Source organism: Rhizobium sp. 62_C5_N11_2 (assembly GCF_051811185.1).
Taxonomy (GTDB): Bacteria; Pseudomonadota; Alphaproteobacteria; order Rhizobiales; family Rhizobiaceae; genus Rhizobium; species Rhizobium leguminosarum.
Window position 1 is genome coordinate 386032 of the sequence record NZ_JBPWPW010000003.1, and the last position, 21076, is coordinate 407107.

The 21076-nt window shown below is 59.0% G+C and carries 24 protein-coding genes; 8 read left to right on the forward strand and 16 right to left on the reverse strand.

The annotated features are described in order from the left end of the window. The first annotated feature begins 32 nt into the window (after positions 1-32). From AB8B31_RS30870 to AB8B31_RS30885, 4 genes are all read left to right on the forward strand, one after another. Positions 33-686, forward strand: coding sequence for a glutathione S-transferase (locus AB8B31_RS30870; protein ID WP_018246594.1), 654 nt, complete (start codon positions 33-35; stop codon positions 684-686). Between the two features lie 114 nt (positions 687-800). Further along, positions 801-1619 (forward strand): bifunctional allantoicase/(S)-ureidoglycine aminohydrolase, encoded by an 819-nt coding sequence (locus tag AB8B31_RS30875; protein WP_026188779.1) that lies wholly within the window; start codon positions 801-803, stop codon positions 1617-1619. Between the two features lie 19 nt (positions 1620-1638). Beyond that, positions 1639-2160 carry a GNAT family N-acetyltransferase gene (locus tag AB8B31_RS30880; RefSeq protein WP_018246596.1) on the forward strand — a complete coding sequence of 174 codons (522 nt, stop codon included), beginning with the start codon at positions 1639-1641 and terminating at the stop codon, positions 2158-2160. Between the two features lie 42 nt (positions 2161-2202). Further along, complete coding sequence (locus AB8B31_RS30885; RefSeq protein WP_018517210.1) at positions 2203-2556, forward strand: type II toxin-antitoxin system RelE/ParE family toxin; 354 nt, start codon at positions 2203-2205, stop codon at positions 2554-2556. 14 nt (positions 2557-2570) lie between these two features. Here AB8B31_RS30885 and AB8B31_RS30890 read toward each other — a convergent pair whose 3' ends face one another. Further along, positions 2571-2885, reverse strand: a complete 315-nt coding sequence (locus tag AB8B31_RS30890; RefSeq protein ID WP_011655201.1) for a helix-turn-helix domain-containing protein — start codon at positions 2883-2885, stop codon at positions 2571-2573. A 515-nt stretch (positions 2886-3400) separates the two neighbouring features. Here AB8B31_RS30890 and AB8B31_RS30895 point away from each other — a divergent pair. Next, entirely contained in the window at positions 3401-4138 is a 738-nt protein-coding gene (locus AB8B31_RS30895) for a hypothetical protein (RefSeq protein ID WP_026188781.1), read from the forward strand. A 6-nt stretch (positions 4139-4144) separates the two neighbouring features. Here the strand turns inward: AB8B31_RS30895 and AB8B31_RS30900 are convergent, their stop codons facing one another. The 3 genes from AB8B31_RS30900 to AB8B31_RS30910 all read right to left on the reverse strand — a co-directional run bounded on the left by AB8B31_RS30900 (position 4145) and on the right by AB8B31_RS30910 (position 6802). Beyond that, positions 4145-4306: a hypothetical protein gene (locus AB8B31_RS30900; RefSeq protein ID WP_018246599.1), complete on the reverse strand. Its 162-nt coding sequence runs from the start codon at positions 4304-4306 to the stop codon at positions 4145-4147. Between the two features lie 125 nt (positions 4307-4431). Further along, the gene (locus AB8B31_RS30905) at positions 4432-5433 is read right to left on the reverse strand and encodes an IS30 family transposase (protein WP_154965433.1); all 1002 of its coding nucleotides are present in this window, start codon (positions 5431-5433) and stop codon (positions 4432-4434) included. An 808-nt stretch (positions 5434-6241) separates the two neighbouring features. Then, positions 6242-6802: a hypothetical protein gene (locus AB8B31_RS30910; protein ID WP_018246601.1), complete on the reverse strand. Its 561-nt coding sequence runs from the start codon at positions 6800-6802 to the stop codon at positions 6242-6244. Between the two features lie 559 nt (positions 6803-7361). Here AB8B31_RS30910 and AB8B31_RS30915 point away from each other — a divergent pair. Next, positions 7362-7703: a hypothetical protein gene (locus AB8B31_RS30915; protein WP_018246603.1), complete on the forward strand. Its 342-nt coding sequence runs from the start codon at positions 7362-7364 to the stop codon at positions 7701-7703. 53 nt (positions 7704-7756) lie between these two features. On the opposite strand, the gene AB8B31_RS30920 is transcribed toward AB8B31_RS30915, so the two are convergent. The 6 genes from AB8B31_RS30920 to AB8B31_RS30945 all read right to left on the reverse strand — a co-directional run bounded on the left by AB8B31_RS30920 (position 7757) and on the right by AB8B31_RS30945 (position 12215). After that, positions 7757-8161 (reverse strand): type II toxin-antitoxin system VapC family toxin, encoded by a 405-nt coding sequence (locus AB8B31_RS30920; RefSeq protein ID WP_018246604.1) that lies wholly within the window; start codon positions 8159-8161, stop codon positions 7757-7759. Then, the gene (locus tag AB8B31_RS30925) at positions 8158-8427 is read right to left on the reverse strand and encodes an antitoxin (protein ID WP_018246605.1); all 270 of its coding nucleotides are present in this window, start codon (positions 8425-8427) and stop codon (positions 8158-8160) included. The genes AB8B31_RS30920 and AB8B31_RS30925 overlap by 4 nt, the downstream gene beginning before the upstream one ends. 221 nt (positions 8428-8648) lie before the next feature. Then, positions 8649-8867 (reverse strand): hypothetical protein, encoded by a 219-nt coding sequence (locus tag AB8B31_RS30930; RefSeq protein ID WP_003547964.1) that lies wholly within the window; start codon positions 8865-8867, stop codon positions 8649-8651. Positions 8868-8927: 60 nt separating this feature from the next. After that, complete coding sequence (locus tag AB8B31_RS30935) at positions 8928-9773, reverse strand: pirin family protein (protein ID WP_018517211.1); 846 nt, start codon at positions 9771-9773, stop codon at positions 8928-8930. A gap of 95 nt (positions 9774-9868) precedes the next feature. Continuing rightward, a complete protein-coding gene (locus tag AB8B31_RS30940) occupies positions 9869-11629 on the reverse strand; it encodes an MOSC and FAD-binding oxidoreductase domain-containing protein (protein WP_018246607.1) in 1761 nt (586 codons plus the stop codon). Between the two features lie 52 nt (positions 11630-11681). After that, positions 11682-12215, reverse strand: coding sequence for a mismatch-specific DNA-glycosylase (locus AB8B31_RS30945; RefSeq protein ID WP_018246608.1), 534 nt, complete (start codon positions 12213-12215; stop codon positions 11682-11684). 142 nt (positions 12216-12357) lie between these two features. On the opposite strand from AB8B31_RS30945, the gene AB8B31_RS30950 reads away from it, so the two are divergent. Together AB8B31_RS30950 and AB8B31_RS30955 are read left to right on the forward strand one after the other, a co-directional pair. Then, entirely contained in the window at positions 12358-12843 is a 486-nt protein-coding gene (locus AB8B31_RS30950) for a DMT family transporter (RefSeq protein ID WP_026188782.1), read from the forward strand. Next, entirely contained in the window at positions 12840-13280 is a 441-nt protein-coding gene (locus AB8B31_RS30955) for a DMT family transporter (RefSeq protein WP_018246610.1), read from the forward strand. The genes AB8B31_RS30950 and AB8B31_RS30955 overlap by 4 nt, the downstream gene beginning before the upstream one ends. A 269-nt stretch (positions 13281-13549) precedes the next feature. Here AB8B31_RS30955 and AB8B31_RS30960 read toward each other — a convergent pair whose 3' ends face one another. From AB8B31_RS30960 to AB8B31_RS30985, 6 genes are all read right to left on the reverse strand, one after another. Then, a complete protein-coding gene (locus tag AB8B31_RS30960) occupies positions 13550-14998 on the reverse strand; it encodes a M20 family metallopeptidase (RefSeq protein ID WP_026188783.1) in 1449 nt (482 codons plus the stop codon). A gap of 134 nt (positions 14999-15132) precedes the next feature. Continuing rightward, positions 15133-16677, reverse strand: coding sequence for an ABC transporter substrate-binding protein (locus AB8B31_RS30965; protein WP_018246611.1), 1545 nt, complete (start codon positions 16675-16677; stop codon positions 15133-15135). Positions 16678-16701: 24 nt separating this feature from the next. Then, positions 16702-17565, reverse strand: coding sequence for a serine hydrolase (locus AB8B31_RS30970; RefSeq protein ID WP_018246612.1), 864 nt, complete (start codon positions 17563-17565; stop codon positions 16702-16704). Position 17566: 1 nt separating this feature from the next. Further along, a complete protein-coding gene (locus AB8B31_RS30975) occupies positions 17567-19195 on the reverse strand; it encodes an ABC transporter ATP-binding protein (protein ID WP_018246613.1) in 1629 nt (542 codons plus the stop codon). Beyond that, positions 19192-20010, reverse strand: a complete 819-nt coding sequence (locus tag AB8B31_RS30980) for an ABC transporter permease (RefSeq protein WP_017992060.1) — start codon at positions 20008-20010, stop codon at positions 19192-19194. Before AB8B31_RS30980 ends, AB8B31_RS30975 begins: the two co-directional genes overlap by 4 nt. Beyond that, the gene (locus AB8B31_RS30985; protein WP_018246614.1) at positions 20007-20951 is read right to left on the reverse strand and encodes an ABC transporter permease; all 945 of its coding nucleotides are present in this window, start codon (positions 20949-20951) and stop codon (positions 20007-20009) included. Before AB8B31_RS30985 ends, AB8B31_RS30980 begins: the two co-directional genes overlap by 4 nt. Positions 20952-21076 lie beyond the last annotated feature (125 nt).

Sequence of the window (21076 nt, forward strand, 5' to 3'; positions counted from 1 at the left end):
GAAGCAACATTGTCCGACAAGGATAGAGCCCGATGTCGCAGGCGGCACTGACGATTTCCTCGAAGAACTACTCCTCATGGTCTCTGCGCGGCTGGCTGCTGTGCCGGATGGCGGGGCTGGACTTCGCCGAAGTCCTTGTGGAGCTGGATGACGAGGCGCGCCAGGAACTGCTTCTGCTTTCACCGTCGGTTCTAGTGCCGAGGCTGACCCATGACGACGTGACGGTCTGGGACACGCTGGCTATCGCGGAATATCTCCACGAAGTGGCGCCCACTGCCGGGCTCTGGCCCGCCGAGCGCGCGGCGCGCGCCCGCTGCCGGTCGGTCTCGGGTGAGATGCATTCGGGTTTCCACAATCTGCGCTCGGCATTGCCGATGAACCTCAAGGCGCGGCATGCAAGCTTCAAGATATTCTCGGGCGCGCGGCCCGATGTCGAGCGCGTCAAGGCCATCTGGACCGAATGCCTCGAGGCAAGCGGCGGGCCTTGGCTGTTCGGGACCGCGCCGACCGTGGCCGATGCGATGTACGCGCCGGTCTGCACCCGCTTTCGCACCTATGCGGTGGAGTTGGAGCCGCGGCTCGCAGCCTATGTCGAGACGGTACTGTCATGGCCGCTGATGGGCGAATGGACCGAAGGGGCGTTGGTCGAGCCGGACGAGATCGTCGAGCTGGAAGTCGAGTTCTGACGGAAACGCGGCCGGTCGGCTCCGCATCGATTTTCACGGTCGAATTAGGAGTTGCCTGGAAGGTGAGCGGCGCATAAAGCAGATGCAATGCCAAATGCCGCGAAGCCTGGACCGATGAACAGAGATTATTATTCCAAACTCGGCGGACTACCGCCGCAAACCGAGCTGCTTTCCAGCAAGGCCGTCTTCACCACAGCCTATGCGGTCATCCCGCGCAGCGTCATGACCGACATCGTCACCAGCGTCCTTCCCCATTGGACGGGGACACGGGCATGGGTTCTCTCCAGGCCGCTCTCCGGTTTCTCCGAGACTTTCTCGCAATATGTGATGGAAGTTCAGCCGGGCGGCGGAAGCGACCGGCCAGAGCCCGACAAGCGGGCTGAAGCAGTTCTATTCGTCGTCGAAGGCGAGATGACAGTGGAACTCGAAGGCGTCAGCCATGCGCTTCGCAGCGGCTCGTTCGCCTATATTCCGGCGGGTTCGGTCTGGTGCCTGAAAAACGGCGGCTCGACTGCGGCAAAATTCCACTGGATTCGAAAGGCCTTTCAGGAGGTGGAGGGGCTAGAGCCGCCTCCGGCGATCTTCACGCATGAGGACGAACACGCCATCTCGGCAATGCCGGACACTGATGGACGTTGGGGGACGACTCGGTTCATCGATCCGGCCGATGTCCGCTACGACATGCACGTGAATATCGTGACTCTGGAGCCGGGTGCCGTGATCCCCTTCATGGAAACCCATGTCATGGAGCATGGTCTCTATGTGCTGGAAGGCAAGGCGGTCTATCGGCTGAACCAGGATTGGGTCGAGGTCGAGGCCGGCGACTTCATGTGGTTGCGCTCCTTCTGCCCGCAAGCATGTTACGCCGGTGGCCCCGGCCGTTTCCGCTACTTGCTCTACAAGGACGTCAACCGTCACATGACGCTCTGGTAGGATCTGTCGCAGAGGGACGATGAGGCTCGAAAGCGAACGTCTGATTTTGAGACCCTGGCGATCGCAGGATCGCAAGCCCTTCGCTGCGATCAATGCCGAGCCCGACGTTATCAGATATCTCAATCCTCTGACCGGCGAACAGTCGAATGCTATGCTCGACCGCATCGACCTTCACTTCGAGGATCATGGCTGGGGGTTCTGGGCGCTGGAGGAGAAGGCAAGCGGCGAGTTGATCGGTCTCTGCGGTCTCAACAATGTTTCGCCGGCTTTGCCGTTTGCCCCGGCAGTCGAAATCGGTTGGCGGCTTTCAGCGTCGCGGCATGGCGCCGGATATGCGCGCGAGGCCGCGGAACGGTCTCTCGACTTTGCATTCAACGATCTGAATCTTGACCGCATCGTCAGCTTCACGGTGCCCGCAAACAGCAATTCCTGGGGTTTGATGAGACGACTGGGAATGAACCGGATCGGTGAGTTCGATCATCCCAATTTGGCCGACGGGCATCCGTTGCGCCGTCACGTGCTCTACGAGAAGGTCAGCTAGAAAGAGGGCTATCGTGAAGTGATGGGGAAAAATGTCAAAAAAATGAATTTAGAGTACGTGAATAACTCCGTGCTGAAGGCGATGAAGGCTCTCCCAAAGGAGATCGCACTCCAATTTGCGACGGACCTGCAGAGGGTGCAAGAAGGCAAGAGCCCCCTGTCGGATTTTAAACATTTAAAGGGTATCGGGCAGGGCGGGGTAATCGAATTAATCGAAAACGGCAGCCCGGCTTATCGGGCAGTCTACTGCGCCAAGTATGAAGATACGGTGTTCGTATTGCACGCATTCACCAAGACCACGAACGGGGTAGACAGGGCTGCAATGAAGACGGTGGAGGAGCGCTACAAGGCCATGATGGCCGAGGTGAACGCGCGAAAGAAGCAAAAGAAGAATTGAGACAACTGAGGCCGCTAGGCGGCCTCTGTCATTTCCACATCACAGACGATTCTGTGATGTTCAAAGGATGGTTTGAAGCGAACGCCGAGGCGAGCCAGGTAGCCTATGAGCCGATCAGCGGAGAACAGATGAACCTTTCCCCGCATCAGCTCACTAACTCGTGGCTGTGGGATGCCTAGTGCTTCTGCTACATCTGCTTGCTTCCAACCGCGATCCTCGAAGAGATCGACGAGAGCGGAGATCAACGACGCGCGGAAGCTCAAGTCGGCGGCTTCATCTTTGTCGTCAACGAGTGACTCGAAGACGTTGTCGTAGACAAGCCGTTCCATATGATAACCCCTTTATACAGGTTCCAGTATATAGGTCAAAATGACGGGACCGTCAAGCTGGTTCCGTAAATCGCTTCGCCCCGCCTACGAAAAGCTGCATCGCACCGTCAGCTTTACGGTGCCGGCAAACATCAAAGAGACGACGGGGGATGAGCTGGATCGGTGAGTTCAATCATCCCAATTCGCCGAGGTGCATCGCTTGCGCGATCACGTGCTCTACGAACTGCGATTATCAAACGGTATTGCCGCCGCATTCGAAATCAACCCTTGAGAGCAACTGTTCTAATTCGCAATCTGTCTTAACAATGTCAAAGCTGAATAGATGTGCGACGTCACCAGCCAGTTAGAAATGCGACATTGGCCCCTCAGTCAGCCCCCGATCCGACCGGCTTGACCGGTTGCAAGGGAGGAGCGGGTTAGACCCACCCCTTTAGCTTTCTCACTGGCAATTGTTTTCTCGCCGGTCGATATTCGCTGGCACTTGCATGGCCCAGGACAGGGATCAAAGTCGCACGATGCTTCCGGAAATCAAGCTGCAGGGTAACATTGACGTCGCCGCGCTGTCACCACTTCTGCGCGGCATGCTTCTTTCGGTTGCCTATGCTTACGATGAGGGTGGCATAGGATTGACGGCAACCGGCGCCATGAACCGCAAGTTCGTGCATTGGGCCGCTGTGCACTTCCTCTGGCCAGGCTTCACAGCCGAAGACCTCTACAGCATGAACAAGGTACTCAATGAAAGCGACATGCCGCCGCTTTGGGTCGTGCGCGACATGACCCGTCATCTGAAGCTTCTTCGCCGGAAAAAAGATGTGCTGCTGCCAACCAGACGCGGTCGGGAGTTCCTGGTGAACCCGCAAGCCTTCTTCGATCTGGTCGCCACGGACTATCTCTATTCGTATGTCCACACCACCGAGCGGGAAGAGCAGGTCCGAGCGCGGTTACGCTGGTGGCGCATGTTCCTCAATCTTCTCAATATCAAGGCCAGAGAAGGGTGCACGCCAATAGACATTGTGAAGATCCTCTATCCAGACTTGGCGCCTCTGTCGGACACCGAAATGACCATAGAAGCCTGGAAGTTGAAATCCGATCTCCAATATGGCGTCTTTCGACGCCTGTGCTGGCTCGGTGTGCTCTATGAGGCACGAGAGGGGCTCACGCTCCTCCAGGATGGAGCCTTCCACAAGACGCCACTTTGGCCAGCTTGCCTGCAGTTGGAATCGGATACGCAGAGCGACATCGGCGTGCATTGACGCTGTTTATTCCGCCGCTGGCTGCCTCATCAACGCTTTCTCTCGTCGCGCAAGAACCTTCGGATCGTTCATGAAATCCGTGCGCCGACCGGGCTTGCGACCGTCGATGACTTTCGACAAAACCTCGATCCGCTGCAGGTCACGCTCGCTCATCGCAATCAGTCCCATCGGCAATCTCCCACGTCATCAAACGCGGGGAGTGTGACATTCCAACTTTGCAGAAACAGGACACTTCAACTTTGCGGTGGAGAAGCTAACCCAAGTGCATCATGCCCATTTTGCAGGGTAGGGGATCACGCCTCATCCTGCAAATGCGCCATGAACACCTCGGCTGGTGTCTTGTAGCCGAGGCATTTACGGGGTTGGTCGTTGAGATGACGTGCGAGTTGGATCAGGTCGTGTTGTGACACGGCTGCCAGATCCGTAGCGCCTGGCATGAAACGGCGAATGCGCTTGTTGGTATTCTCGACTGTCCCTTTTTGCCACGGTGCACTCGGGTCGCAGAACCAGCTACGCGCACCGATCCCTTCTTCCAAAGCCCTGAATCCGGCAAACTCGGTACCGCGATCAAATGTGAAGCTTTGACGCGCGAACGCCGGTAAAGGAGAAAACGCTCTGATGATCTTGTCCATGATCGGGCGTGAGTGCCGGCTCGGATTCTTGATGAGAACCGTATAGCGGCTTCGGCGCTCCACGAGGGACGTGACATTGGCATGTCCGAGTGGGCGTTCAAAGATGAGGAGGTCGCCCTCCCAATGCCCAAACCGTGATCTATCTCCAATAAAATCAGGACGTTGGGATATGCGATGCGTGGCTGGGAACGCACCGTCGCGCGGCTTCCTGGAGCGCAGTGGACGACGTTTGCGGCGCGCTTCCGGTAGATACTGATAGAGGCCTAGCCCATAATCTTCCTTGCTGTAGATGAAGCGATAGATTGTCTCTTTGCAGACGCGAACAAGACTGAGCCTCTCCGACAACAGCCGCCCGGCGATCTGCTCTGGAGACCAGCGTGCCTCCAACTGGTTGATGATCTCCGAGCGTAAATTCGGGTGGCGCCGCAGCTTTCTCAGCCGGCGTCGCCGCTCCTTAGAGATATCGTGAGCAACCGTGCTGTAGTAGCCGTCGTAGTCCGGCAGTTCGCGATCACGAAACGTATTGCGCTTGATCTCGCGGTAAATCGTCGAGCGGTGACGGCCAAGCTGACGGGCCATCTCGTTGACGGGAACTTTTGCCGCCACCAGTTGATGTAGGCGTCGCCGGTCGGCGAGGGTGATTTGCGTATAGCATCTGGACATGCCAAAATCTCCGAAGTGAAGCCATTGAAATTACTGGCATGTCGCACTTGGAAATAGAATGTACCCGGCTACAGGCAAAAGTGGCATAAGATATCTTATGGAACTATAGGCGTCTGCTTGGTCTTGGGTTGATATCGCACGGGTCGGAAAAACCGGGAAATGTGACGGTAGCCTCCAACTCTCTGCTTAGTCAGTTGATGAATAGAAATGCCGCATGACAGACCATCACGCAACGATGGGCTGGTCCGAATTGATTGGAAATGCGCCGACAAAAATTGCGTGAAAGTACGTGCCACAAAAGCCGATTAGATCGCCTTGTGCCTACGCCAGCCCAGGGCCCAAATCACTCGCTACGCCAATGATCACAACAGCGGGCTGAATTCCCTAGTTGTCCTAGTTCTTTTCGCGCTGCTCGGTCATCCTGACCTTGAGCTTTTTGTGATCGCGTCGGTGGCCGATAATAATCCTTATTGGGTGCGGCTCGAAGTCTGCGCCCAACCTCGCTCCTAACTTGCCATCAAGCTGAGTTTCTTTGGGCAACGGGCTTCGAGTACGCGGTATCATTGCGCTTTAGTTCGGCTTGGGATTTCAAATCAATTACGCGTGGTTCCAAGCTTCCAGCGGAGCCATTGGTATCGATCCGGTTGTCGTGGCGGCGATTAGACTTGGTCTGGTTTTGTGTTTCCTTCCTCGGCTGCTCAAAAGTTCGCGGAATCGGCGTAGCCGCCACTAGGCGATCCCTCTGCCGTGGACGTGTTCGATAGCGGAGGGAGATGGAATACGCTACGCAAACGCCGTGGAGCCAGGCCTACCAGATCACCTTGGAAAGTTCGGAGAGGACATCGTTGCCATAGCTCTCGTCTTTGATGCTGAACTCAGCCTCGCCAGACACGAGATTGAAGTTAAAATAGACTTCAGCCTGATCTTGTCCGAGGAAAATCTTGGTAGTGTACCAGTCTCCAGGACCGCCGCCGAAACCGCCTCCGAAGGAGCGGATGGTCGGTGGTCCGAGAAATGCTATATCGAACGCTAGCGTGTCCTGTTTGGCGTCTGAAAGGCGAAGATCGCTCGCTTCCAGGGCTTTGCCCAGTTCGGAAAGGAAATGCGTGGGGCGCGGCCCGCCTGTGACATGGCGGAACATGCCATGCGACTCGCTCTTTAGTTCGATGGCGAATTTCGTTTCGTCGTCACCCTCACCATACGACGCCATCAAAGCGAGGTCATCGGCGTTCGACTTAACGGGCAGCGGTGTGATCTTGAAGGCAAGCGACCCCGGAGACCGGCCGTCGGTAACCTGATCCTGTGCATATACGCCGCCCGACAAAGCAGCTCCTGCAAAGACTATCAGGGCGGAGCGTCGGCTGATCATGTCATTCTCCTGAGAAAGAAACTGCGGCCGCTGACATAGCACATCCTCCTTGGCTCCGTCGCGGACCGCATGGAGGTTCATTCGGGGCCTGCCCTGCGGGTAACTGGCGGTTCACCATCTCACTAAAGTATGTGTGAAGCGATGCGCCGGTCTAGTTGATTTCAAAGGGATTTCAGGCTGAGGTGAACGCTTCCACTCTAAGGCTTCAGTATGCCGCGCTACGAAATACAAGCACTTGAGAACGGGATGTGGTCGGTCATGGATCGCCAGACCGGCAAGCCAATCGCCGACCGTGAGGGGGCCAGCGAACGGACGAGGCTGGAAGCCCAAGCCCTGGCTGATTTCCGCAACGGCATGTTGATTCCTCCCGCAAAGGAGCGGATTTCCTCCAGGCTCGAGAAGATACGTCGCGCCTGGGAACTGCTCTCTGGGAAGCACCAGCCACGGAAACCCGTCCGCGTAGTCCCAATCCGACCCTCTCAGCAATGTTCCGACGCCGTTTCAACAAGATGACTGGCGACCGGTCGGGAGGAGCGTTAACCGACCCGGAGAATGGTAAATGCGAAAGATTTTAGAAGCGTTTCGGGTCGAAGGCCGCAATGGCACTATGGTCGCCGTCGAAGGATCGACCGACGTCCCTATCGGCAGTAGGCTTATTGCGAGATTACATGTTCCTGGCAAAGAAATACGTGAAGTCGCAGCTTACAAGGACCGGCTTCGTCCCAGACCATTGAAGGAGTCGTCAACCGAGGGCTTCCTATTAGTTGGATTGGATAACTCCGAGATCAAAGACGGCGCGATGGTTGAGATAAGCAGCTCGCTTGCGTGTCAGTTCGCGATCTCTGCGACAGAACCCGAAATGATCTTCGCGCCAACCTACCTGGCTATGACCGGATTGTGAAACTGATGCAGAGGGTTGCCATCGGGAATCTCCCGATCGGGCCTGTCGCCCTTTCAAATCAACCAGTTTTCGACCTGCAAAGCGCGGATACGCATGAACTCGCCCATGTTCGCCGTCACCAGAACTGCTCCGAGGGCAGAGGCGTGGGCAGCGATGAATAAGTCATTTGGACCGGTAGGCTTGCCAGCACCCTCCAGTTCAGCCCGGATGCCACCGTATTCAGCATCGGCGGGCAGATCCAGCGCAAGCACCGGTATGCTGCCAAGGATGGCTTCGATCTGTGCTAGAAGTTTCGGTGATCCCTTCTTGGCGCACCCGTAGCGCAACTCCGATGCCGTGATAATGCTGACGCAAATTGCATCGGGCCCAACCTCGGCGATGCGTCGGGTGATTGTGCCCATCGGGTTTCGAGCAAGCTCCGAGACGATATTGGTGTCCAGCATATAAAGCCTGCTCACAGGTCGATTTCCTCCACAGGAAGCAGGGTATCGTCGACATCGGGAAACTGATCTTCAGGACCAAGCGGCTCCAGACCAGCCAGAACTTCCAGGAGGTTCTTCCGGTGCACAGGCTCTATAATGAGCCGATCGCCGTCGCGGTGGATCATCACTCTGTCACCGGGTAGCTCAAAGTCAGCCGGGATTCGTACAGCCTGACTCTTGTTGTTTCTGAAAAGCTTGGCCTCCCGCTGGGGAATAGGCTCTTGACGTCGGGAATTGACCACGTCGGACTCCTATGTATATACACATGCATATACATGTCGGCGAAGATTTCAAGTAGGATCGAGGTCTTGTGACCTCCGCTGCTTTTGAAAAGGCTTGGCGCGGTTCATGGTTGAGATTAAAAATCATCGAGTGAAATGGGATAACATCTCACAGAATCTTTCTGAGGCCCGGAAGGTGCTGTGCTAACCACGTAACCCGATCTTTGCCGGAGTTTTATCGGTCAGGCCGTTCGTCCAAGGGTGGAAAGCGCATCCTGCAGTCTAAGCGCCGCCAGCGCCTCGGTTGCCTCATCCGAAGACCATCCCGCTTCCAGCGCCGCAGACAGGACCAGCGATTCCGTTTGAAGCTCAAGCTTCTCATAAAGCGGCTCGATGGCTTCGCGCGCTGTTACCACGTGCTGGTCTGGTGGGGTGATGGGTGTGGCGGCAACCGTAGGCATGAAATGCTCCTCCTATTGAACGCTAAGGTTCGAAACCCGTTAGGGGCATCCTTGTTCCATTCATATCGCCTTTTCGGTCTTCGAGCGGCGATGCGAAAGATGACGACGCCACATATGGCGAAATTTCCTCCATCGCAGGAACGCGCGAATGATGATTGCCGGCGGGATCTTCTTGTGGTCGCCGACAGTCCCCTGCCTGGTGATAGATGCGTTCGGGTCGAGCAGAAACGCGACCAACGTGCTTGCACTCTGCGCCTCTAGTTCGAGCTTGTCATCAGATAAATGCAGCCCCTGCTCGCCTTCGGCGAAGGTCTGCTGATCGACGACAATGGATCCGCCAAAGACATAGAAATAGAGGTCTCGGCCTTGTTTCTGCGGGAATTCCACCCGGACGCCTGTCTCTAGCCGCATGTCGAAGACGTCGATTGCGCTGCGGACATAGAAGGGCGCGCCCTCTCCTTCCTGCCCGACCAAGTGTCGCCAGACGTTTGCCGCGGCAGCTGGCATCGGCCCGTGCTGGATCCTTGGCTCCAGATCGACCGCATAAGGGCGAACGAGGATCTGCAGCATCCGCAGAGGCGGATCGGATGCCAGCGTCTCTTCGGAATGCCAAAAGCTTTTTCCGGCATTCATCACCATCAGATGGTCACGGTCGATCACTAACCGGCCAGCTGCCTTGTCGTCGTGACGCATGACGCCTTCGGGCACCCAGGAAATTATTTCGTCGTTCCTGTGCTCGTGCATGGCGATCAGGCGGCCGGGATCGAGGATCGATTCAACGACCATTGCGAGAGGGCCTTGGCCGTGATCGGTCGGCTTGGGCTTCAACCACCCTGGCATGTTGATGTGCGCGACGAAGCCTCCCATATCCCGCACCACGAATGTTCGTTCGCCCTTGAGCAGCATCGCATCCTCCATGCTTGCAAGGCAGTGACGACACCGGGCCATTACCGCGCCGTGCGTCGTGAGCAAGACTCACGGTCGGCGCGTTCGTCCAGGAGTTACAAATCAATCACGATGTCGCCCTCAGGTTTTGAGCAGCAAATCAGCACATTGCCATCCGCCGGAGCATCGACAGGCTCCGGCCGGTAGCCGACATTTCCCTCCACAAGTCCGGTCTCGCAAGTGTGACAGACGCCAGTTCGGCACGACCATCGCACAGGCACATCGCAGGCCTCGGCCAGTTCGAGCAAGCTCTGGAATGTCGGCTCCCAGCGCACGTTGAGACCGGTGCGGGCAAATGACACCAACGGCCCCGAGCCTGGGAGCCCGGCAGGCAAATGTGGTGGCCGGCGAGATGAAGCAGCTATGCCGGGGGTCATCGCAGGACCGGCTCCGAACATCTCGGTGTGGATGCGATCCGGCGCGATGCCCAAGGCTGCAAGGCCGACGGTCAGATCGCTCATGAAGCTCGACGGTCCGCAGACATAGACGTCACAATCGCGTGGCAGGTTGAGCGACTTGAGCGCCTGCGCATCCAGGTGGCCGCGAGCGTCGAAATCTATATCGGGCCGATCCTCAGGGTCGGGAGAGCTGTAGCAAATATGGCTGTGATGGTGAGCGAGCGCCTTCAGCAGCCCGCGCGCCTCATCGGCAAACGGATGTTCGCGGCCATTGCGGGTTCCATATAACCACCAGACCTCCCGCGTCGATGCTTCGGCCGCCAAAACATGAAGCATCGCCAGCACCGGCGTCACTCCGATCCCGGCACTCATCAGAACAACCGGCGTATCGCCTGGCCGCAATGTGAAACTGCCGCGGGCGGCACTTGCCTGGACGATGTCGCCAACCTGCAGCTCGTCGTCGATGTAGCCGCTGGCAGCGCCATGGGCCTCCCGCTTGACGCTGACGCGGTAGCGGGTGGCGCTGGGCTCGCCTGACAGCGAATAGCTGCGCATCAGCGCTGGCGCCGAAGTCGGCCCGAGCCGCAGCACCACGAACTGCCCGGGGAGTGCGGCGGCAACAGGTTGGCCATCCGCCGGTTCGAGCACGAGCGAAACCACGCTACCACTTTCGCGCACCTTGCGCGACACACGCAGCGGGCGGAACCCGCGCCATGCCGGAGGTGGGGCGGACGCGGCGGTCAGCCCGGCATTTCCTGTCGGCGCGCCCTGCTTCCGCTCCTGCTTGATCAGCGCCTGGAAAGAACGACGCCAGCCTGGGCTCAGCGCCGGGATGCGCAGCGCGCGCTCCAACTGATCGCGGGGGTGGCCCGGCATATAAAGCAGCGCGTTGATCTCGAAAACGCTCATGCCTTCAGGCCCGGACGCCACTTTCGTGATCTCGTTGCCGGCCTGCACTTCCCCTTCCTCCAGCACACGGAAATAGAAACCAGGCCGACCGTGTTTGACCATCAGCGCGGCCATCTCCGGCTCGTCCATGCGTATGCCGAGCCGGTAGCAGGTGACGCGTGGTTGCGTCACTTCGAACAAAGCACCGCCGATCCGGTAACGGTCTCCAATGCATACTTCTGCATCGGGCAAACCATCGACGGTGAAATTCTCGCCGAACTGCCCGTAGACGAAGTCGTCTCGGCGCAATTGCTCCTGCCAGTACCGATAGGAATCGATTTGATAGACAAAGACTGCGCGGCGTTCGCCGCCGTGGCCAGCCAGGTCGCCTTGTCCATCGCCGTCCACGTTCAGGCGCCGCACCATACGCGGGCCGTCGACCGGCGTCTTCCAAATGGCCGTGTTGACGATCTTGCCTTGCCAGGTGATGTCGCGCGGCAGGCCCACATTGACCGAAAGCAAGTGTACCATGACATTTCTCCCGAATGATGCTCACCGCAATTTCGAGATCGACGGAGGACGGTTACAGCGTCAATCTCAGCTCGAGATAGTGTTCGGTCAACGTCGTCAAGGTGAAGGCTCTGTTGAGGCCGCTCGGATTTGGCAACAGCCAGACGGCGGCGCCGGCAAATGTCTCGGGTTGCCGACCCCATTCAACATCGGCGCGAAGACTGATCCCCGCGTATGCCGCCTTTCCGAGAAAGGCCAGATTGGCCGGCGCAAACTTTCGTGTCTTGTTTTCCAGGACAGGCGCGGCGCTCAGATAATCCTGCCTCTTGAGCTCGCTTGCGCTTTTCGTCGGACGTGAAACCGCCGATGTCAGACCACAGCCATATTGCAGCAGCTCGCGCTCTTCATCCGCCTGCAGCAGCAACACGCGCCAAAAACGGTTGCTCGGGTTCGAGAAATTATGCCCGTCGCGAACGGCCGACAGAGCCGGATTCAATCCGCAGAAAACCGCGGAAAGGCCAGGTACGAGGATTTCCGACAATCCGGCTTTCGGCATCGTGGAGGCATCTGGACCATCGAGATCCGCGGACGCGGCATCATCTTGCATTGTAGGACGTCGCTCGAATTTAGCCTGTCAAATACACCAACCATGTGTCGATCGGACGGTGCTAATCATCTTGCTGAAAATGCCGATGAATGGCCTTAGTGGCAATTTGAAAGGCGCAATCGATTCTTTGACAGGATCCGTAATGACCACCGAAGCAGCGCGTAATTCGCATCCCATCTACTTCATCGGAGCTTTTGCCACGGGTGGGCTCCTGACTTTTATGGTGCATCTCAATGGGGAATTGGCCCGTTATGGGAATCCCCTGTTCTCATCTTGGACCGCGCACGGCACGGGCATCATCGCAGCCGTCATTCTTCTCCTGGTGGTCCACCGCCGAGGCAGGCCGAGGGTAGAAAAAGCCCCCAACGCGCCTTGGTGGGCCTACTTCGGTGGGATATCCGGTGCGGCAACGGTGATTCTGACCTCGACTGCGGTCAACTCACCGCTCGGGCTCTCCGGCACCTTGGCGTTGGGTTTGGCAGGCCAGGTCGCCTTCAGCGTCGCGGCCGACAGCTGGGGACTGTTCGGTCTGCCAAAGCGGCATCCAGATAGACGAGACATCGCCGCGCTCGGCTTGGTCGTCACGGGGGCTGCACTCATTATCCTGTTTGGGCGAGGTGCGGCGTGACGGTGTTTATTCTCCTGGCTTGCCTGGGCGGTGTGCTCGTTGGCCTCAGTCGTCAGCTGAATGGGCGGTTGAGCATATCCACCACGCCGCTGATCGCATCCTTCTGGAATCATGCCATAGGTTTTGCTGCCCTCACCTGCCTTGGTCTCTTTGTCGGAGGTCTGCTTCCTGCGGGCGCTGCCGAGGCGCCTTGGTACGCCTATCTGGGTGGTTCCATCGGCGTTGTTTTCGTGGCCGCGGGCAGTTGGGTCATTGCTCGAATAGGTGCGGTTAATTCGGCTCTGCTGATCATCGGTGGCCAGATGGTAACAGGGGTGGCGTTTGATTATATCAGCGCCGTTCCAGCGTCATTTTGGGCGAACGCGACCGGAATTATTCTCATCGTCGGCGGAATGATGGTCAGCCGGCGACGACGCAAAGTCGACGGCTCGCAATAGCCAAGCGCTGCGCTGTCATTCCGGTGCCATCGCTGACCGGTCGCAAGCCACGGGGATGGATGGACGGCGGGCAATGGATCCCCGCCGCATTTGCTCTTTCACTCAGCCCTTAGTCGCCGGGCTCACTTGCCCCGGCTCCCTAGCGAAAGGGCTAAATCCAGGGCAGGCGGCCGGCGTCCGACCGGACAAAGACTATTGCAACAGCGGCTAAAATGAGCAGGCGCGCGCTCGACAAGCGGAAATAGCCGGGAAGCCCGAGCGGGCGGGAACTACCGGCTGTGAACCGTTGCGGGCATCACATTGTCGGGGATCGGGCATGTATAGGCTTTGCCGCTGGTCTTTTCTCGCCACTCGGCCGTCGCGGCTGCCAGGAGGTCGGATGACGACATCAATGCGAGCCCCGTTGTCGCAAGCGTCTTGGCCGCATGCGCCATGGCCTTGTGCGCGGCCGGGCTTTTTCCCTGCGCGACGACCTGCCAGGTATGGGGATTGGTGCCGATCGCCCAGGCTGGCGCCCAGCATTGCGCGGTCGGCGTCACCCAGCTGACGTCGCCGACATCGGTCGATCCGGCCCGGAAATGCGATTGTCCCTCGAAATCGCGCAGACCGGTGTGCAAGGGCGCCGAGCCATCGACCTTGGCATTGGAGAACACATCGCCCTTGATCTGATAGAGGCGGATGCTGCTCCTGATCGCTTCCTCAGTGAAGGTAACCTGGATTTTCCTGGCGAAGGCGATGTCGGCCTCGTCGAAGGCTATCGGCCCGAGCGCGACCATGTTTTCGTGCATTGCCGTTTCCAGCGTGATGTTGGGAAGAAGGTTCGTCGAGGCGGTGTCGAACACGATCTCGACCTCGGTTTCGGTCATCATCGCCGCACCTCGTGCAACTTTCTCGACGCGCCCGGCAAGCTCAAGCGCCTGCGGCATGTCAGGCGCCCTGATCAGATAGAGAACCTCGGCACTGGCCTGCACGACATTGGCGGCCCTGCCGCCGGTGTCGGTGATCGCGTAATGAACGCGACAATCCTGCGGCATGTGTTCGCGCAGGAAATTGACGCCGACATTCATGAGTTCGACCGCATCCAGTGCCGAACGGCCGAGATGGGCGCTGTTGGCAGCATGTGCCGCGACACCCCTGAAGCGATAGTAATATTCGAGAACGGCAAGATTGTTCGTTGAACGTACACCGTTGAACGGGGCCGGATGCCAGGTCAGGGCGGCATCGACGTCATCGAATGCGCCGGCGCGAACCATGAAGGTCTTGCCGGAACCGCCCTCCTCTCCTGGGCAGCCGTAATAGCGCACCGTCCCGGGCAGGTTGTTCTCCTTGAGGTGGCGGGCAAGCGCAACCGCCGCCATCAGCGACCCGACGCCAAGCAGATTGTGTCCGCAGCCGTGACCGGTCGCCCCCGCCGCTTGGGGACGAGGCTCGGCCACGTCGGCGGTCTGGCTCATTCCGGCCAGGGCATCGAATTCGCCGAGGAAGGCAATCACCGGCTTGCCGCTGCCGGATTCGCCGATGAAGGCCGTTTCCATGTCTGCGACGCCGTGGCGCACGGCAAAGCCGTTTTCCTCGAGTGTCCTTGCCAGCAATTGCGACGACCGCCGCTCCTCGAACTTCAACTCCGCGAAATCCCAGATACTGTCGCTGAGAGCGACATAATCCGGCTTCATCTTTTCGATCGTCGCGGCAATAGAGCTGATCGCGTCAAGATTCATGGCATTTCCTCGCTGTCTGTCCTGCCGCCACAGGGACGTGTTGCACCGGATCCGGCAGGACTGCCTGCCGGATCTCCTATTGACTGTCGAAGTGGGATGGCGGCGCCCGATCCACCGGGCGCGGCAATTCGGGCTCAATTGTCGAGCGAAACTTCCCAAAGACGAGCATTCGATTGCCAGACGGGCTGACCCTTCAGCTTCTTGGTCGCGCCCCAGACATCGACCATGTCGTAGAGGAAGATGCCCGGCATTTCCTTGAGCATCAGCGTGTGAAACTCGTCGAAGATCGCCTGACGCTTCGTCTGGTCGGACTCCGCATAGGCGGCCTTCATCAACTCGACGGCTTTCGGGTCATCCCACATCAAAGAAGCGTTCTTGTCCTTGTTGCCGACATAGAAGCCGTACATCAGCGCCGGATCGAGCCGCGGCGCGACCGATTGCGAGATGATCTGGTAGTTGCCGGAGCGGCGACGATCGACCTGCGTCGCATAGTCGAGCACCTCGATCTGCACATTGAGACCTGCCTGCTGCATCATGGCCTGCGCCATCACCGCGGCCGGGAAGCTTGGCACGTTGCTGCGCTTGTTGGCGATGATGGTGATCGGCTCGCCCTTGTAGCCGGCCGTCGCAAGCTCCTTCTTCGCGGCCTCTAGGTCGTAGGGCAGACGCGTCTTCTGGACATCGTCGAAATAGAGCGAGTCTTCCGAAACCATGGAGCCGTTGGCTGCTCCGGTGCCATTGGAGGCGGCCTCGACGAGCTGGTCGAGATCGAGTGCCATCGCCATGGCGCGGCGCACGCCGGGATTGCTCAGAACCTTGTCGCGCGTCTGGATGTAGAAGAGGTTTTTGCCGTTGTTGCGCGCCACGATCAGTTGCATCGTGTCGCTCGTCTTGAATTCGGGAATGAGATCCGGCGAAATCTCCGCGGTGTCGAGCACACCGGACTGAAGGCCGGCCTTTACGGTCGAAGCATCGGGAATGACCATGAACTTGATGCCATCGACGAGAGGGCGTTTGGAGCCGACCATGCCATCGGGCTTGCCGTCGTTCTGGGGCGACACATAATCGTCAAACTTGGCAAGGTGGATATACTCGCCCTTCTTCCATTCATCCCATTTGAAGGGACCGGTGCCGATCGGTTTGATGAAGCTGCCGTCCGAGCCGACCGATTCCGGCGAGATCATCCCGGTATAACCGCATTCGGGGCGCGACATCAGGCCAAGGAAAATCGCGGATGGCTTTTCCAGCGTGATGGTGACTGTGGAAGCATCGACTGCCTTGACCCCCGTAACATGCACGCTGCCGCTGCCGTCGAAATCAGGAAGGCAGGTCCATTTCGTTTCGGGCTTGAGATAGCGGTTCCAGTTCCACACGACGTCATCGGCGGTCAATGTCTTGCCGTTGTGAAATTTGACGTCGTCACGCAGTTTGAAGCTGTAGCTCAGCCCATCCGCCGAGACTTCGAAGCTCTTTGCCAGCAGCGGCTTGACCTCGCCGTTGTTGGCATAGCCGACGAGTCCTTCGACGATATGCAGGATGACGCCATCGGTATTGCCGTCGCGATTGACGCCTGGATTGGCGCTGCGCAGATCGGAGCTTTGAGCCACGACGATGTCGCGGGCGTCGACCACGCCGGTCATCGCCATCAACATGGTCCCTGCAAGAAGAAGCTTATGCATTGTTCTACCCTCTTTTATGGATTGTTAGGATCGGAGTTCATCCCAGCAGGCGCGTGAAAGCCTGCCGATGGTTTCAAGCGCGACCGTGTAGCCAGGGGTGCCGTCCGGCATTTCCTGCGGCACATCGTCGGTATAGGCGGCGATGATGTAGAAGGGGGACCCGTCGCGATAGACGATACCGGCATTCATGCGGCCGCGCTTTCCCGTGCCGCCCTTGTGGGCGACGAGCACACCGAATGGCAGCCGGGAAGGAATGGCATAACGCAGGATCTGGTTCTTCAGGGTTTGAAGCGCGTAAGCGCACAGCGCCTGCGAGCAGCCGAGCCGGTCCGCGGCTTCCGGCGAATCCTGGGCATCCAGGATGGTCTGCAGCAGATAGACCTGATCCCGCGCCGTCGTCGTGGTGACGGCCTTCAGGGAATGATCGGGCGACAGCGCCAAGGGAGGGATGAGGAAGCGATGGTTGGTGCCTGACATGCCGATCGACTTGCAATAACCGTCGACCTCTTCGAGCGTCAGCCTTTCGAAGACCATCTTGGTGCAGACATTGTCGCTCAGCACCATCATGCCGGTGATGGCATCGCGCAGCGATATGACGATACCGGGCGTCAGATAGCGGAACATCCCGCTCGCCACTTCCTCGGCGAAGCGCTTTTCGTAGGTAATCCGTTCGTCCAGATCGAGGCGGCCTTCATGCGCGGCCTTCAGGGCTGCCATCATGATCGAGGTCTTTCGGGTGCTGGCGGAGGGCGTTTCCTCGTCCGCGCCTCTGCCGATCGTTTCACCGCTGCCAAGCGCACGCACCATGAAGCGCGTCACGAAAGGCTGGGCATCGCAGATCGCGTTCAATCGCTCCGCGAGCTTTGTGGATTCAATCATCGTCGTCATGTCAGTTCTCCAGGCGCCATTTGAGGATCACGCCGCCCTGAGCATTGTGGTCCAGAGCGGGGATGGCCGAGAGAAGCCTTTGCGTATAGGCCTCCTTCGGGCTGTCGAAAACCGTATTGCGGTCGCCCTCCTCGATGATCCGGCCGTCCTGCATGACGACGACGCGATCGGCAACCTGTTCGACCACGCCGAGATCGTGGCTGATGAACAGGCAGGAAAAGCCGTAGCGTTTTTGCAGATCGGACAGGAGTTCGAGCACCTGCGCCCGGACCGTCACGTCAAGCGCCGATACCGGTTCGTCGGCGATCAGGAATTTCGGCCGGCGCGCAATGGCCCGGGCAATCGCCACGCGCTGGCGCTGGCCGCCCGAAAGCTCATGCGGGTAGCGCTCGGCATAATCGGCCCCAAGCCCGACTTCCTCCAGCGTCCCCAGGGCGCGCTTGCGCTTTGCCGCAGCGTCGAGATCGGGAACGAGCCGCAGCGCTTCTCCCACAAGCGCGACGATGGTCATGCGCGGATCGAGCGAGGAATAAGGATCCTGAAAAACCATCTGGCAATTCAGCCGATAGTCCATCCAGTCGTCGTCGCGGCTGCGTCCCTTGAACCGGATATCGCCTTCGCTCTCCCGGACCAGTCCGGCAATGGTGCGGCCGAGCGTGGTCTTGCCGGAACCCGAACCGCCGACCAGGGCCACGACTTCGCCCTCGTGGATATCGATGCTGACGCCATGCAGCGCCCGTTTCGGCGTTGCCTTCTTCATCAGCGACCGCCGGCCTGCATAGTCGACGACGATATCCCGCGCCGAGACCATCGGCGCCTTGGTCTTGTCGATCGTCCGCGTCTCTCCGCGAAACGGCAGGGAGGAGAGCAGTTTCTTCGTATAGGCACGCTGCGGCGCGTCAAGCAGATCGGCGGTGCGTCCTTCTTCGACAATCACGCCCTTTTCCATGACGACGATGCGGTTCGTGTAACGGGCAACCATCGGCAGATCGTGACTGATCAGCAGCACGGCGGTGCCTTCCGCCTGTGTCAGTTCCACCATCAATTCCATGACGTCGCGCTGGATCACGGCATCGAGCGCCGTCGTCGGCTCGTCGGCGATCAAGAGCGCCGGTTTCAGCAGCATGACCGATGCCAGCATGATGCGCTGGCGCATGCCGCCCGAGAATTCATGCGGATAGGAAGTGAGCGCTCCGGCGGGATCGCGGATCCCGACCCGGTTCAGCATGTCGAGGATCCGGCTGCGCCGCTCTTCCCGCGAAAGTTTCGTGTGCAGCTGCAACCCTTCTTCGAGTTGGCGGCCGACGATCATCGAGGGATTGAGCGAGGTCATCGGCTCCTGGAAGACGACACCGATTTCTGCTCCACGCAATTGGCGCAATTGCGCGCCGTTCATCGCAAGCACGTCGCGTCCCTTGTAGGCAACAGAACCGCCGATCACCTTGATGGGCGCCGGCAGCAGCGAGATCAGGGCGCGTGTTGCCAGCGTCTTGCCCGATCCGCTTTCTCCGACAATGCCGAAGATCTCGCCTGGCGCGATGTCGAAGCTCACGTTCTTGACGACCTGCACACCGGTCCCAGTGACCTGAAGCGACAGGTTGCGGACATTCAAAAGCGTTTTATTGGTCATTTCAGCCCCCTCATCCGCGGATCAAGCTTGTCTCGAAGAGCGTCGCCCAGAAGATTGATGCCGAGGAGCGTCAGGGCGATCGCCAGGCCTGGGAACAGACCCAGCCAGACAGCCTGTTCGATGAATGGTCGGCCGGCGGCCAGCATGTTGCCCCAGGTCGGCGCCGGTGGCGGGACGCCGAGACCGAGAAAGCTGAGCGCGCTTTCTGAAAGGATCGCCCAGCCGAACATCGAGGTCGCAAGCACGGTGATCGGGGCGATGCAATTGGGGAGGATATGGCGGAACATGGTGTAGAGCTCGCCATTGCCCATCACCTTGGAGGCCTCGATGAACTCCCGCTCGCGCAGCGACAGGACGGCACCCCGGACAACGCGGGCCATCGAGGGCGAATAGGCAATGCCCAGCGCGAAGATGATGCCATATTGGTTGGCGCCGAAGACCGCGAGCAATCCAAGCGCCAGAAGGATGCCCGGGAAGGCGAGAAGCGCATTGTTGACTGCCATGATGACGGCGTCGATCCAACCACGGGCGTAACCGCTGACGAGACCGATCAGCGTGCCGCACACCGTTGCGAATGTGACCGTCAAGGTGCCGATCCAGACGCTCGCCCGGGCGCCGACGATCAGGCGGCTGAGCACGTCGCGGCCGAATTCGTCGGTTCCGAGCCAGTGGGCGCTGCTTGGCGCCGCCAGCCGTGCGGTGAAGCCGAGCTTCATCGGATCATAGGGGGTCCAGAAAAGGCCGATCGCAGCGGAGATGAGCAATGCGGCAATCAGAATGCTGCCGATGAAGCCGTTGAACGTGACGTTTTTCATTCGGCGACTACCCGCGGATCGAACAAGGGATAGAGCAGGTCGACGACCAAATTGACCAGCACATAGGAAAGCGAGACGAACAGCAGGCAACCCTGGATAACGGGGTAGTCGCGGGCAAAAATACTGTCGACCATCAGTCGCCCGAGCCCCGGAATGGTGAAGACCGTCTCGATGACGGCAATGCCGCCGAGCAGATTGCCGAGGATCAGACCGATGACTGTCCAGGTTGGGCCGAAGGCATTCTTGAAGGCGTGCCGCCAAAGCACGGCGCTCTCGGAAAGCCCCTTGGCGCGGGCGTGGGTGATATAGTCGAGCCGCAGCACTTCCAGCGTCGAGGCGCGTGCCATGCGGATCAACACACCCATTTCGTGAATGACCAGGGTCATGATCGGCAGCACGAGGTAGAGCAGGCCACCGGTGACGTTGCTGCCGATCGAGACATAGCCGAGGACCGGTAACCAACCGAGTTTCAAGCCGAAGAAAAGCAGAAGCAGAAGTCCGAGCCAGAATGTCGGGATCGACAGCAGGATCGTGGCCGTGCCGACCAGCGCCAGGTCCGTCAGACTGTTTTGCCGCCAGGCGGCGATGACGCCCGCCGGCACGGCGATGAGGCTCGCCAGAAGAACGGCGACGACGACGATTTCGGCGCTGACCAGAAAGCGTGATGCGACGAGCGGCAGAACCGCCTCGTTATTGACGATCGAACGGCCGAAGTCACCCTGCACGACGTTGGCGGTCCAGATCAGGAACTGTTCCGGCAGCGATTTGTCGAGGCCGAGTTCCGAGCGCATCGCCGCGATCTGAGCCGGCTCAGCCATATCACCCAGCATCAGTGCCGCCGGATCGCCGGGTATGAAGCGGATCAGCGTGAAGACTGTCACCGAAACGAGGACGATCGTCGGCAATGCCATCAACAGGCGGTTCAGGACGAATTTCAGCATTTTTGTTCCCCGCGATGGGCGACGGGCAGTGCCCAGCGCCATCGGTTTCGTTGCCGCAGACTATGATCGAATGAAGAAATATCCGCAATATTATGCGATTCCGTCATAAGTCTATGCGGAATACG